The organism is Achromobacter sp. (genome assembly GCF_050285565.1).
Lineage (GTDB): Bacteria > Pseudomonadota > Gammaproteobacteria > Burkholderiales > Burkholderiaceae_B > Achromobacter.
In genome coordinates, this window is sequence record NZ_JBLZXG010000008.1 from 194,311 (window position 1) to 207,752 (window position 13,442).

The 13,442-nt window shown below is 65.0% G+C and carries 13 protein-coding genes; 9 read left to right on the forward strand and 4 right to left on the reverse strand.

Annotation, left to right across the window (positions count from 1 at the left end; translation table 11 throughout):
• Positions 1-3: 3 nt before the first annotated feature.
• The 8 genes from ACN6O8_RS18430 to ACN6O8_RS18465 all read left to right on the forward strand — a co-directional run bounded on the left by ACN6O8_RS18430 (position 4) and on the right by ACN6O8_RS18465 (position 9,470).
• Positions 4-1,155, forward strand: coding sequence for a linear amide C-N hydrolase (locus ACN6O8_RS18430; protein WP_427992441.1), 1,152 nt, complete (start codon positions 4-6; stop codon positions 1,153-1,155).
• 158 nt (positions 1,156-1,313) lie between these two features.
• On the forward strand, positions 1,314-2,873 hold the full coding sequence (gene gadC, locus ACN6O8_RS18435; protein ID WP_427992442.1) for a putative glutamine/gamma-aminobutyrate antiporter GadC: 1,560 nt from the start codon (positions 1,314-1,316) through the stop codon (positions 2,871-2,873).
• A gap of 57 nt (positions 2,874-2,930) precedes the next feature.
• Positions 2,931-3,866 (forward strand): glutaminase A, encoded by a 936-nt coding sequence (gene glsA / locus ACN6O8_RS18440; protein ID WP_427992443.1) that lies wholly within the window; start codon positions 2,931-2,933, stop codon positions 3,864-3,866.
• A 195-nt stretch (positions 3,867-4,061) separates the two neighbouring features.
• Positions 4,062-4,631: a DUF3455 domain-containing protein gene (locus ACN6O8_RS18445; protein WP_427992444.1), complete on the forward strand. Its 570-nt coding sequence runs from the start codon at positions 4,062-4,064 to the stop codon at positions 4,629-4,631.
• 628 nt (positions 4,632-5,259) lie between these two features.
• A complete protein-coding gene (locus tag ACN6O8_RS18450) occupies positions 5,260-6,030 on the forward strand; it encodes a putative nucleotide-diphospho-sugar transferase (protein WP_427992445.1) in 771 nt (256 codons plus the stop codon).
• A gap of 86 nt (positions 6,031-6,116) precedes the next feature.
• The gene (locus ACN6O8_RS18455; RefSeq protein ID WP_427992446.1) at positions 6,117-6,767 is read left to right on the forward strand and encodes a DsbA family oxidoreductase; all 651 of its coding nucleotides are present in this window, start codon (positions 6,117-6,119) and stop codon (positions 6,765-6,767) included.
• A gap of 160 nt (positions 6,768-6,927) precedes the next feature.
• Positions 6,928-7,833, forward strand: coding sequence for a LysR substrate-binding domain-containing protein (locus ACN6O8_RS18460; RefSeq protein WP_427992447.1), 906 nt, complete (start codon positions 6,928-6,930; stop codon positions 7,831-7,833).
• Between the two features lie 158 nt (positions 7,834-7,991).
• A complete protein-coding gene (locus tag ACN6O8_RS18465) occupies positions 7,992-9,470 on the forward strand; it encodes a glutamate-cysteine ligase family protein (RefSeq protein ID WP_427992448.1) in 1,479 nt (492 codons plus the stop codon).
• Between the two features lie 15 nt (positions 9,471-9,485).
• Here ACN6O8_RS18465 and ACN6O8_RS18470 read toward each other — a convergent pair whose 3' ends face one another.
• Positions 9,486-11,279 (reverse strand): patatin-like phospholipase family protein, encoded by a 1,794-nt coding sequence (locus ACN6O8_RS18470; RefSeq protein WP_427992449.1) that lies wholly within the window; start codon positions 11,277-11,279, stop codon positions 9,486-9,488.
• Entirely contained in the window at positions 11,276-12,193 is a 918-nt protein-coding gene (locus ACN6O8_RS18475) for a hypothetical protein (protein ID WP_427992450.1), read from the reverse strand. The genes ACN6O8_RS18470 and ACN6O8_RS18475 overlap by 4 nt, the downstream gene beginning before the upstream one ends.
• 166 nt (positions 12,194-12,359) lie before the next feature.
• Here ACN6O8_RS18475 and ACN6O8_RS18480 point away from each other — a divergent pair, with 166 nt between their 5' ends.
• Positions 12,360-12,803, forward strand: a complete 444-nt coding sequence (locus ACN6O8_RS18480; protein ID WP_427992451.1) for a CesT family type III secretion system chaperone — start codon at positions 12,360-12,362, stop codon at positions 12,801-12,803.
• A gap of 76 nt (positions 12,804-12,879) precedes the next feature.
• On the opposite strand, the gene ACN6O8_RS18485 is transcribed toward ACN6O8_RS18480, so the two are convergent.
• Positions 12,880-13,146, reverse strand: a complete 267-nt coding sequence (locus ACN6O8_RS18485; RefSeq protein WP_427992452.1) for an EscF/YscF/HrpA family type III secretion system needle major subunit — start codon at positions 13,144-13,146, stop codon at positions 12,880-12,882.
• A gap of 10 nt (positions 13,147-13,156) precedes the next feature.
• A complete protein-coding gene (locus tag ACN6O8_RS18490) occupies positions 13,157-13,429 on the reverse strand; it encodes an EscE/YscE/SsaE family type III secretion system needle protein co-chaperone (RefSeq protein ID WP_427992453.1) in 273 nt (90 codons plus the stop codon).
• Positions 13,430-13,442 lie beyond the last annotated feature (13 nt).

The following is a 13,442-nucleotide window of genomic DNA, read 5'->3' on the forward strand; positions in this document are numbered from 1 at the left end:
GACATGAAAATACTCAGTATCATCAGTTCCGTCGCGCTCGTCATGTTGGCGCCGGTAGCCACGCAAGCCTGCACTTCGCTGCTGTACCGCGATAACAATGGCGCGGCGTACGCAGGCCGCACCATGGAACTGCCCATGGAATTGCCCTACCACGTCAGCTATGTGCCAGTGGGCGCTACCTTCGGTTCTCAGGCGGATTTCAACCACGTTCTCAATTTCACCGCCAAGAACGCGTTCGTCGCCATCGGCGTGCCCGATCCCGTGACGGACACGGACAAGTATGTCGAAGGGGTAAACGACAAAGGCTTGACGTTCGGTCTGCTGGCTTTCGCCAGTTCGGAAGGTCCGGCCGACATGATAAAAAAGACGCGAGCCGTACTGGCCGCGATTGATCTTGGCTCGTGGACGCTTGCACAGTACGCAACGGTAGCCGAGGTCAAACAGGCGTTGGAGAATCAGCCGGTGCTACCCACCGCGTTGTTACCGCTTGGCCTGTTGAAAACGCCCTTTCATTACACACTGCACGATGCGAGCGGCGCCTCGATCGTGATCGAGTTTGCCAATGGAAAACAGCAGATCCATGATAACCCTATCGGCGTCATGACGAATGGGCCTGCGTTCCCTTGGCACATGACCAACCTGAATAATTACACCTTTCTCACGAACAAGGATCAATCGTCACTGACGATTGACGGTGTAGCGTTGAAGCAGCCCGATTCGGGCATCGCGACCCAAGGCTTGCCGGCGTCCAATACGTCAGTCGGGCGCTTTGTGCGAGCCTTCTACTACAGCCACTTCACCGAAGCGGCCAAAACGCCGGAGCAGGCTGTCCACACACTCGCTCATGTGATGAACAACTTCGACCGTCCGCGTGGCGTGACCATCGACAACCGCCTCTACGATGGCATTGCCAATATCGCTGCGCCTGGGGTTACCGGTGATTGGCTGTACTCATCCGAGTACACCTCGTGGACCGCGCTTATCGATCTGAACCAACGGCAGATGTATGTCCGCACTTACGACAGTCTGAATTATGTGCGGTTCAGTCTGAACGACCTTGTTCAACAAGCAGGCGGCACGGCGAAGCGCGTTGCGCTGAAAAGCGTTGCCCCAGGCTTGATGGATGGGTCGGCTGCGTTGCTGGCCTCCAAATAGGGCCGTGGCCCGCTGCCAGTCAAACCTAGCATGGAGGATGCATCAGAGAACTTATCCAGCATGTTGAGTTCGCCGCTAGTTGGCGTTGGCAAACGCGCACCGAAGCGTCGGTCGCGTACACCCGGCCAATGCCGTAGATTCTATCAAGGATGAATGCCATGACTGATCCGCTTAATAAACAGGCTGCTAGCCCTCCATCGATCAAGAAGCTCGGCATTGGTACCGTCGCGATCATGAATATCGTTGCGGTGGTGAGCCTGCGAGGCCTGCCCGCCGAAGCCGAGTATGGCTTGAGCTCCATCTTCTACTATCTTTTCGCTGCCGTTTTTTTCCTGGTTCCGGTCTCCTTGGTGGCCGCTGAATTGGCCACGGGCTGGTCGGAGAAGGGCGGAATTTTCCGCTGGGTGGGCGAGGCCTTTGGGCCGAAGCTGGCCTTTCTGGCCATGTTCATGCTTTGGATCGAAGTGACCGTTTGGTTTCCCACTGCGCTGACCTTTGGCGCCGTGTCGCTCGCCTTCATCGGCCCCGATCAGCGATGGGATGAAGCGCTTTCGGCCAACAAGTACTTTATTCTTTGCATTGTCTTGGGGATCTATTGGCTCGCAACCTTCATCGCCTTCAGAGGGGTCGCGACATTCGCCAAGGTATCCAAGTGGGGCGGGATCATCGGCACGATCGTGCCCGCGATCATCATCATCGTGCTGGGTTTCTCCTACTTGTTCGGAGGCAACACTCCGCAAATCAAGTTGTCGATGGATGAAGTCATTCCTGACTTCACCAATTTTGACAACGTTGTGCTCGCCGCCAGCATTTTCCTCTTCTACGCCGGGATGGAGATGAACGCCATTCACGTTTCGGAGGTCGAGAACCCCAAGCGCAACTACCCGATCGCCATCATGTTGTCGGCTATTGGTACCGTGCTGATTTTTGTGTTGGGAACACTCGCGATTGCGTTTGTGATTCCGCAGGCCGACATCAATCTGACGCAGAGCCTGCTTGTCGCCTATGACGATATGTTCAAGTGGGCGGGCCTGGAGTGGCTCGGTCCGGTCATCGCGGTTGCGCTCGCCGTTGGCGTCCTGGCGGGCGTCGTGACCTGGGTGGCCGGCCCCTCGTCAGGGTTGCTGGTGGTTGCCAAGGCGGGATACCTGCCGCGCTGGTGGCAACACACGAATAAAAACGGTATGGCGACTCATGTGCTGTTGGTGCAAGCGGTGCTGGTCAGCCTGCTTTCGGTGCTGTTCGTGGTACTGCCTTCCGTGCAAGCCGTTTACCAGATTCTCAGTCAGTTGACCGTGATTCTGTATTTGATCATGTACCTGCTGATGTTCGCGGCGGCCATTTATCTGCGCTATAGCCAACCGACCCGTGCTCGCCCTTACCGGATTCCTGGTGGCGCCGCAGGTATGTGGATCGTGGGGGGGGCGGGCTTCATCGGTTCGTTGCTGGCCTTTCTTTTCAGCTTCATTCCCCCAAGCCAGATTTCGGTGGGCAGCCCGTCGATGTACGTTGGCATTCTGATCGGACTCACGCTCTTTTTCTGCGCGCTTCCGTTTTTCATCTACTGGATGCGCAAGCCGGCATGGCGCGCCCCAGACAGCGATTTCGCGCCATTCACCTGGCAGGCCGCGGCCGCTGGCGCAAGCGGTTCGATCCCGCCGATGGGGGCCGTTGCCGCGCCGCCTGCCTCCCGCCAATCGCCTGCATCGAAGTCTTGATGATCTTGCCCGGGTCTTGCGCGCTCTCAGGCAAGCCCCGGGTTGCCGGAGCATGATATGTCTATAGATTTGGTAGCGCTCAAGCAAGTCGTCCAAGCCGCTTACGACAAACACCACGCCGCGCCGGGAGGGGAGAATGCAAGCTATATCCCGTACCTGGCCAAGGTGCCGTCCGACCTCGCCGCGCTGGCGGTGGTCACCGTGGATGGTGACGTCGTTACGGCGGGTGATTCGGATTTTAAGTTTGCGATTGAATCGATTTCCAAAGTATGCACTTTGGCACTGGCGCTGGACGATATCGGGCCCGACGCGGTACAGGAGAAGATCGGCGCGGATCCCACCGGCCTGCCGTTTAACTCCGTGATTGCCTTGGAGCTGCATCACGACAAGCCGCTTTCGCCACTGGTGAACGCCGGCGCCATGGCGACCGTCAGCGTGATAAAGGCGACTTGCGCCGAAGAACGCTGGCACCGCATTCTGGATATGCAATCGAAGCTGGCGGGCGCGCCGCTCGAATTGTCCAATGATGTCAATCTGTCCGAGCAGACCACGAATTTTCACAATCGCGCGATTGCATGGCTGCTGTACTCTGCTGATGCCATGTACTGCGACCCGATGGAGGCCTGCGACGTCTACACGCGGCAGTGTTCCACGCTGATTTCGACAGTACAACTGGCGACCATGGGCGCGACTCTCGCGGGCAAAGGCCTGAACCCGATCACCAAGGTCAAGGCCCTGGCTGCCGAGCATACGCGATTTGTGTTGGCGGAAATGACCATGGAAGGTATGTATGGCCGCTCTGGCGACTGGGCCTATACCGTGGGGTTGCCTGCCAAGAGTGGCGTGGGCGGCGGCATTTTGACCGTTGTTCCGGGTGTGATGGGGATCGCCGCATTTTCGCCGCCGCTGGACGAGACGGGCAATAGCGTTCGTGGCCAGCTCATGGCGGCGGCGGTAGCTCAGGCGATGGGTTATAACCTGTACGCGAGCTGACGCCGTGGGGGCGACTGCGCGGGCTGTTTCGTTGGCGCGCCGGCGGTTGACCGCGACCGCCGGCGCTTACGCCATTATGGAACCTCGCCAGGCTCCGATTGCGCATCAACGCGCGGGTGGTGACCGGGTTGATGCCGCGACAGCGTGGCGTCGCATGGCGGCACTCGACATTGTCTTATCGATAGGACGTTAATCATGGCCATGATTGGCAGTAATGAGGCACGGTTTCCCGCGCGCACGCGCGTATTTTTGGCCGTCTCTTTTCTGGTAGCCAGCGTGGCTGTGTCATCACGGCTATCCGCGGCTCAGCCGGTTCCGCCCATTTTGCAGGTGCCGTCGGACAATGGGATAGCATGGCGCGCCGCCGCCAGCGGATCCATCACTTATGAGTGCAGCATTACCCCTGATAGCGGCGAACCGCCGCGTTGGCGCGCGGTCAAGGCTGAAGCTGAGTTGGGGGATGGCAAGGCAGGCAATAGCGGCGTCTATTCCAGTCCGCCTGAAACCTGGAAGGCGTCGGATGGGTCATCGCTGACAGGCATGGAAGTGGTGCGTGCCAATGTCGGCCCGGACCGTCTGTACGATCAATTGGTGCTGGCGAACCCGTCACGGGGCGCGGGGCTGCTGACGGGCGTAACCTACATCCAACGACTTGTCAGTTCTGGCGGCGCCGCGCCTTCGGCGGAGCGATGCACGATGGCCACCCTCAAGCAGCGCGAGCGGGTCGGCTATCACGCAGAGTATGTTTTTTGGAAGCCGCAATAGGGCTGACAGGCGGGGCCAAGAGGCCTCGCCCTCGCGGGTTCGAGGCCGGGATTTTGGGGCAACCCTCAGCGGATGAGCTTCGCGCTACGTTTCGCAAATGATGAAGAACGCGGCCTGTGCGCGGCAGTCCCAGACTCAGATATGCAGGGCCGAAGCTGTTCCGCCGGAGTGCGGAATGGCTTCGCGATAATACCGGCCCATCTCACGAGGCGTGTTCGTGCCTTGACCACGCTCCAGGAAGAAAACCGGTCTCCGCGACGCGGTCGCGCGCCGCCTGCCTGAGAGGGCTGTCAAGGCAACCGGCGCCGCCTGGATTCGCGTTGAGCGTGGCACAAGTCAAAGTATGGAAGCCTATTGAAAGCTCTGGGCAGCCAGGAAAGTCATTTTGCAAGGAACTGCGTGAAGAATGCTTCATCGTAGCGATTTGAATTTCGACTGATTGCAAGAGCATCGACGTCCATCGCGTCGATCCATACACTCCGCCTGCGTTTCGATCCCGCGCCTGTATCGCCCGCCCTCCGCGCGTCGCGTTATGGCGGGTGGAGCGTTGTGCGAGCCTGCCGCCGCGCTGTCGATCCGACGCGGCCGGTACGCCCGCTTTACCTGATCTTGAAAAGCGTGGCGCATCATGTTCGATTGGTTTCGACGCAAGTGGTTCGGCTGGTCTGCCGAGCAGACGCGTGTGGTTCCGAGTTTTCCGGGGCCCGATGAGGTGGGGCCGGCGGGGAGCGGACCCACGGGCACGGTGGTGGCGTTTTTCACCCGTGACAGCATCTACGAGCGGGAGAAAAACCGCATGCTGCGATCGGCGCAGAGGCTGGGGCTGGCCGTCCACGCCGAACCGATCGAATCCGCTGGATCCTGGGTGCGCAATGCGTCCATGAAGCCATCGGTGTTGGTCGCCATGCGCGAAAAACACCTGGGCCCATTGTTGTATGTCGACGTAGATGCGGTGTTTCACCGCGATCCGTGGCCGGCGCTGGCCGCGCTGGACTGTGACATCGCCGCCTACTATGAACCCGAGGGCCACTTGCTGAGCGGCACGCTGTTCATCAACCACACGCCGGCGGCCAGTGCCTTGCTGCAAGCCTGGGCGCAGGCCTGCGCGGCGCATCCGGACGAGTGGGATCAACGGGTGCTGGAACGCCTGCTGGCGAGCGATGCCGCGTCCGCCGCGCCGCGTTACAGGGTGGCGCGGCTGCCCGTGTCCTATTGCTGGATCTTCGACAAAACCGACAACGCGCCGTGCGACGAAGTATTCGTCGAGCATCTGCAGGCCAGCCGGGAGGCCACGCAGCGCAAGCGCGTCTTCGGCAGGCCGGTGCGCGCGGTCAGGCGGCGCCGGGATCGGGTCCGCGCGATCGAGCGGATCCTGTTCGGGCGGGACACGGCGCGGTAGCCGGTGCCGGCCCTGGCGCGGCCAGGGTTTCTTGATCGTGGCGGCGCCGTTTGGTCTACGCTTGAGAGCCGTTCCCGGAGAATGCCATGCCCAAGATCACAATCGATTTCGTGTCCGATGTTGCCTGCCCCTGGTGCGCGGTCGGCCTGGGCGGCCTGCTGGCCGCCATCGGGCGCGTGCGGGGCGAGGCCGAGGTCGAGCTGCATTTCCGGCCGTTCGAACTGAACCCCGACATGCCCGCCGGCGGGCAGAACACCATCGAGCGGTTGATGGGGAAGTATGGCTACAGTCGCGAACAAGTGCAGGCCAATCGCAAGGTGATCAGCGAACGCGCGGCCGCCGTCGGCATGCGCATGCGCATGGCCGACGACAACCGTTCCTTCAATACCTTCGACGCGCACCGCCTGCTGTACTGGGCGGGGCTGGAAGGTCAGGGCAGCCAGACGGCGCTCAAGAAGCGCCTGCTGGAGACCTATCACTACGACAACCAGGACACCAGCGACGTCGAGGTGCTGGTGCAGGCGGCGGCCGACGCCGGCCTGGACGCGGCCGAGGCGCGCGCGGTGCTGGCGTCGGGGCGGTATACCGAAGAGGTGCGCAAGGAAGAGGCGGAATGGCGCGACCGCGGCATCAGCTCGGTGCCGTCGGTGATCCTGAATGGCAAGTACCTGGTGTCCGGCGGCCAGCCGCCGGATGTGTTCGAACAGGCGCTGCGCCAGGTTGCGCGCGAGGGCTGAGGGGCTGGCGAGGCCGCCTCAGGCCTGCGTGCCATCGCGGCGCCAGCGCCGCTGTCGAGGTCGAGCGTGTGGATGCCGTCGTCGGCCCCGGCGCCGCAAGTATTTGAAGAAATTCTCTTTTCGGCATAGGCTATGCAAGTTTGCAATACCCTGTGACGCCATGAGCCGACCGCTGAATTTCCGTCAGATCGAAGCCTTCCACGCGGTAATGCTGGCCGGTACCACCACCGGCGCCGCGCAAATGCTGCGCACCACGCAACCCTCGATCAGCCGCCTGCTGGCACAGGCGCAGCAGGCCAGCGGCCTGAAACTGTTCGACATGGAGCGCGGCCGGCTGCGCCCGACGCGCGAAGCCAAGGATCTGTTCGACACCGTCAAGCGCCACTTCGTCGGCCTCGAACGCATCGAGGACCGCGTGGCCGCCATGCGCCGCAGCGGCAGCGGGGTGCTGCGGCTGGCCTGCACGCCGGCACTGGGCCTGGGCATGCTGCCCGGCGCGGTCGAGGAATTCGCGCAACGTTATCCCGACGTGCATATCAACATGCAGACCGTGGGCAGCCAGTATCTGCGCGAAGGCCTGCTGCATGGCACCTATGACGTGGTGGTGACGACGGTGCCGCTGGACGGCGCCCACCTGGCGCTGCAAAGCCTGCACGAGAGCGCCGCGGTCTGCGTGATGCGGCCGGATCATCCGTTGGCCGCGCTGCCGGCCATCGGCATCGCGGACCTGAATGAGCGCCGGCTGCTGGTGCTGAACGCGGACGATGATGTTTACTTGCAGTTGCGGGGCGCGATGCTGGCGCACCAGGTGCAGCCGCTGTCTGAGATTGAAACCACCTATTCTTCGACGATCTGCGCGCTGGCGGCGGCCGGCACCGGGCTGGGCATTGTCAATCCATATATTGCCGACGTGTTCGCGCAGCAACTGGCGATCCGGCCGTTCACGCCCAAGTTGCCGGTGCGGGTCTGCATGGCCTATCCGGCGCAAACGGCGCCCTCGGTGGTGACCGAGGCCTTTGTGGAAATCCTGACGCGCCGTTTCGCGCAGATGCCTCGCACCGCCTGACGCGGCATGGCGGCACTTCGGGGGAACGCCGCGGCGATCCGTGTTACTCAGCTTGCGGCGCGCTTCGCGCCAGACAACCAGGAGACCGTCGTGATGCTCGCCGCCACCCCGTCCGCCCATCGCCAACCGAGGCGCGGCCGCCGCGCCGGAGCGGCGCGATGACGCTGCGCGCCGGACACACGCTGGGCCTGGAGATGGAGATGGCGGTGGCGCGCCGGAGTACCGGCGCCAGCCACCCGGTGAGTCGATATTTCGACACGCTGGCCGCGCTGAAGGCCGCGCGCGGCGAGGCACCGGACCTGGTGCGCATCGGCGGGCAGGCCGTGGGGGTTTCGGTCGCGGCGGGCGAAAGCGGCCTGGACAATGGCTTCAACCTGCTGGAGACGGCGTTCGCGCCGGTCTCCGAGGCGCAGGGCGGGCTGGCCGAACTGGCGCGGCGCGTGCGGCGCGAGCTGAACGATGCCAGCGCGGCCCTGCATGACGAGGACGCCGTCATCCTGAACGCTTCCGAGCATCCGCAATGCACGCTGGATTCGTCCTGGTATGCGCGCGTGCACGTGCCGCGGCCGATCTATCGCGAACTGGTTGGCCACCGCGAATGGCTGCATCGCGTGGGCATCGACGCCAAGGCGCAGAACAGCCCGTGCACCTCGGTGGACGTGTCGCAGGCCGCGCGCGCGCTGAACGTGGTGCTGGCGCTGGCGCCGGCCAGCATCGCGATCTTTGCCAACAGTCCGCTGGAGAATGGCCGCGCCACCGGCCTGAAAGAGAACCGGCTGACGGTGTGGGACCGCATGTTCCGCCATTCGCGCTACGCCGGCGATCATTATCTGCAGCGCCTGCCCGAGCGGCCCTTCGTGGACCTGGGCGACTATTTCCGCTGGATGTTCGCGCCGGGCACGGCCAGCCGCTGCCTGCCCCTGGCCGTGGAGGATGGCTACAAGTCGGCCACGGGCGTGTACCTGCGCGGCGCGCCCTCGCTGTCGGCGTTCCTGGCGTCCGATGGCTGGCCCGGGCGGCGCTCGGATAGCGGCGCAACGGTGATCGTCGCGCCGCAGGGCAGCCATTTCGAATATTCGCAGTTCGCGCACTTCCTTGACGCGCGCTGGCGCTACCGGCTGGCCGCGCCGCTGCCGCTGGAGGCATTGCGCGAGGCCTGGCGCCAGCCCGGCGGCATCGAGGCCCTGTATGAAAGCCTGGGCGCCAGCGGTTATATCGAGGGCCGCGCGCCGGGGGCCGGCTTTGCCGACGCGCAACTGCTGGACGAGGCCGGAACGCAGATCGCCGCCACGGTGGTGATGGCGCCTTCCGCGCTGCAATTGGGGCTGATGCGCAACTTGTCGCAGGCCGAGGACTTGTTGCGGACGTGGGGCTGGTTGCGGTTGCGCGCCATGCGCGCCGATGCGATTCGCGACGCGCTGCACGATCCCGCTGTGCTGGCCCTGGCCGGCGAAGTGCTGGCCGTGGCCGAGGCCGGACTGGCGCCGGCCGAACGCCACTGGCTGGCCTATGCCAGGTACGCGGTGGATGCGCGCAGCACCGGCGCGGATCGCCTGTTGCGCTTGTGGCGCGAATTCGAAGGGAACCCCGACCGGCTGGCGCGGGTGTGCCGCGCCAGGGCCGTGGTGCCGCTCTGAATCCCGCGCCCGTGCTCAGACGCGCAGCAGCAGCGGGTCCGAGCCCGGCGCTGGCGGCCCGTCCAGGATGGCCAGCAACTGCCGTTGCGGGCCATCCGGCGCCGGGCCGTCGCGCAGCGCCCGCTTCTCGTCCTCGGTCAGCAAGCCCGCCAATTCCTCCAGGCTGTCGCATTCCATCGAGTAGGCCTGCTGGGTGCGGGCATCGATCTGTTCCAGCGCCTTCCAGGCCGATAGCATATGGGCCTGGTGCTGGGTCTGGTCACTGATGTTCGAGGTCAGCGTGCTGATGCCGCCATGGAACACCGGCAAGGCGTTGGGGCCGGCGTCCCGGATCTTGTGCCGGTCTGCCAGGCCCGTGGCGGCCTGGTCGGGATGGCGGGTGATCAGGTTGACGAAGAAGGCCTTGATCTTGCCGAGCACGCCGGGCGCGGGGCGTTGCGGCGGCCCGCCATGCATGACCTGATAAGCCTTGCCGTTCTGATCGAATGTCAGTAGCAGGGTGCGCGCCTGCGCCTGCTCCCGCGCCTGGCCGGTCAGCTCGGTGCGCACGCCGTGGGCGTCGGCCGGATGGGTGAACACTTCCGAGGGCATGTTGCTGCCGATGCCGCCGTCGGCGTAAACCTTCCTGCCGGCGTCGGGGGTTTCGAGCGATACCGCCTTGAAGGCGATCGGAAAGGCCATCGATATGCGGGCGGCATAGGCCACCGGCATGTCGGGCGTGGTGTCGGCGCTGAAGTACTCCTCGCGCTGGTCGGTCTTGTTCCAGCCGGTGAGCGTGAGTTGCTTGAAGGTCTCCGGGGCCAACTGGTTCAGCAGCTTGAGGTCGCCGAAGGTGATCATGCTGTCCGGGTGGGCTTGCTCGAAGTCCGGCAGTTGCTGCAAGGTGGTCAGGCGTTCGAGATGCCGCGCATCCAGTTGCCCCTGGCCGGCCAGCGCCACCAGCTTGTCCTGGAAGGCGGCGGTGTTCCAGTGCGCCGACAGGTAGCCTTGCACGCTTTGCATGGTGGCCTGGTCGACTACCTTGAGCGAAGCGACGGCGGGCGCCAGGCCGCCTTCCATGCGCAGGTCGGGATAGATGCGGGCCAGGTCGGCGCCGCCCTTGAGCGCATCCAGCACGCCAGGCCGGAACAGCGCGTCGGCCGGACCCTGCTCGAACTGGGCGGCGCTCAGGCCGGCGGCCAGGCAGGTGGCGGTGAGCGCGCCCGCCGAGGAGCCGGCCAGATGCCTGACGCCGGCCAGCATGCCGGCCTTTTCCATTTGATCCAGGCCGGCGCTGTAGCCGATGCCCTTGGCGCCGCCGCCACGCAGCACCATGTTCTCCAACTGCGGCGCAGGACGGATGACGACGAATTTGTCGCCGCGCGCAATGATCTGCGGCCGGGTATCGACCGGCCCCAGGTTGGACAACAGTTCAGCGCGCGCCGCATCGACCTTGAGGCGGTCCAGCGCCATGGCCGCTTCCTTGCCGGCCGATTTCATGGCGCTGGCGAAGTCCTTGCCGCCCACCGATCCGTCCTCCCTGCGCGGCAGGGCGTCGAAGGTGCGTTGGACAATCGATTCGAAGCGGGCCTGCACGTCGCGGGCGAATCCTTCGATGCCCTTGGGGCCCATCATGTCGGCCAGCGCGCTGGTTTCGCGCTGGAAATACTGTTCGAACGAATGCCTGGCCGCGTCCACGTGCGTGCCGTCGCTATCGGGCGTGACGAACAGGCCCTTGAGCTGGCCCAGCAGGGACGTGGGTTGCTGTACCGGCGGCTGCCAGACGGAGGCGGCCGCGCTGTTCTGGATGGCGCTGGAGATGCCGGTCATGCGAGTGCTCCCGGCAGGGCGGCGTCCGCGGCGGCGGCGGTGGCGCCATACGAGATCTGCGCGCCTTCCAGCGCCAGGCCGCGTACCAGCGCGCGCGTGTCCGATGCTTGCGCCAACAGGTATTGCAGCCAGCGCGGCCAGGCCGCGTCGTCGAGCCGGTCGAGCGCGATGCGGCCGCTGGCTGTGAGGAACTGGCGGCTGTCCAGGCCGACCTGGTAGGCGTGGCCGCGCAGCGCGTTCTGGTTGATCAGCAAGGCGCTCTTGATGATGGCGCGGCGCAATGTGCCTTGCACGGCGGCGGCGTCGTGCAGGAAGAAGTCCACCAGCAGCAGCCGATTGGCGGCGTGCAGCGTGACGCGGCCGGGCAGGTCGTCGAACAGCAGCGCGAACTGGCGCGCGCCCGCGGGCAACGTCTCCAGCCCGCAGGCCTGGGCCAGCCGCGCCAGGTCGCGCTCGGCCTGGCGCGCGTCGCCGCGTGGCCCGCGTGGCCATGGGGCCGTGGCGGATGGCGCGTCCGGTTCGTTGCGAGCCAGGTGATCGAGCGCTCGCAGCAGGTGGTCGGCGGTGTCGTGCAGTGTCTGTGCATCGCAGGCGGCGTACAGCGGCACGCTGAGGCTCGGCCCCAGTTCCGGCGAGATGCCGCCGATCAGGCTGGCGCCCAGGCGGCTATCGAAGCCGCGGCGCAGCAGCGCCTCGCCCTGGATATCGTCGAAGCCGGGCGCGTCGTTGAACGCGTGGCGCCAGGCGGTAAGCACGATGCTGCCGTCGTGCGCATTGCGCGTCATGCCGATCTGATGGTGCTCGTCCACCGGCACAGTCCATTGTGCCGGCGATTGCGTGTCACCATCGTGGAAATGCGCGTGCGTGTACTGCGCGGCGGCCTGCGCGATGTCGAAGAGGGAGTTGTGCGCCATGGGGAACTCGCGGAGAGGAAACTTGCTCCTGAGTAACAGCAAGCCGCCTCCGGGTTCCCTGCCGGCGCTTGGGATTCGCGCGTTACGGGTGCGATAATGTCGACTCTTCAATTTCGCGCATCCGGGCGCCGCGCATGACGGCCACCGGCATTGCCTCATCGCTACCGTGTCAGATTCCCACTTCGCCCAGGCGCTGTCCGAGCTTGGCCAGGCACTCGGCATTCCCGCGCTGGCGCCCGCCGATGGCGGGCTGTGCCAACTGGCTTTCGATGGCCGTCATCTGGTGCAACTGATGGCGCATGGCGCGCGCGGCCAGATCCTGCTGTCGTGCGCGGTGGGTGGGGGCATGATGGACGGCGCGCAGGCCTTGCTGGCCGCGCGCGCCAACTTCCTGCAGGCGGGCGGCGGCGTGGTCGCTTGCGCCGCGCCGGACGGCCGCATGCACCTGCAGTTGGCCGTGCCGCGCGAGCAAAGCGGCGCGCAGGCGCTGCTGGCCGCGATCGACGCCTTGCTCAATCAGGTCGAGGCATGGGAGCAGCGCGCCGCGCGCGCCGACCCCGACGGCGACCGCGCGCGGCGCAATCCCGCCTTCATGATGCAGTCGGTCTAGGCGCGCAGCGACCCGCGGGCGCGGGTGGCCCGGACATCGATGCGGCCTGGCGCCGGCCAAGGCCGGCGCGCGCGTTTCAACTGGCCTTCTGGATCACGCCCTTGAGCGAATCGGCGATCTGCTTGGTGATGGTGCTCTGGATTTCGATCAGCATCGTCCATTGCTGCACCTGTTGCTGCATCTTCAGCAGGTCGGCCTGGGACACGCTGCCGTCGGCGTTGGTGCGCATGTTCGACAGCGTCGTCTGCAGGTTGCTTTCCTGCGAGCGGATGCTGTCGTAGATCGTGTTGTTCACACTGTTGAAATTCAGGCCGGACGAGCCGGTCAATCCATTCAAGGCCATGGTGCGTCTCCTAGCGGTTCAAGGGAGAGAAAGGGGGGGGCGGCGCGGCGGCGCCGGGTTCGGAATCCAGAGTCAGCGCGGCCAGAACCTCGCGCGCCGCGGCGGCGGCCTGCGCCACCGCCTGGCATTGCTGGAAGGCGACGGGCACCAGGCCGCAGTCCAGCCGTTGGCGCGTGCGGTGTTCGAGCGCGGCGAGCCGTTGCATCAGGCTGGCGCGCAAGGCGGTGCCGTCGGGGCCGGCCAGGCGCTGTTCCAGTTCAGTGAGGGCGGTCGGTTCGTTCATGTGGGCGGACGGT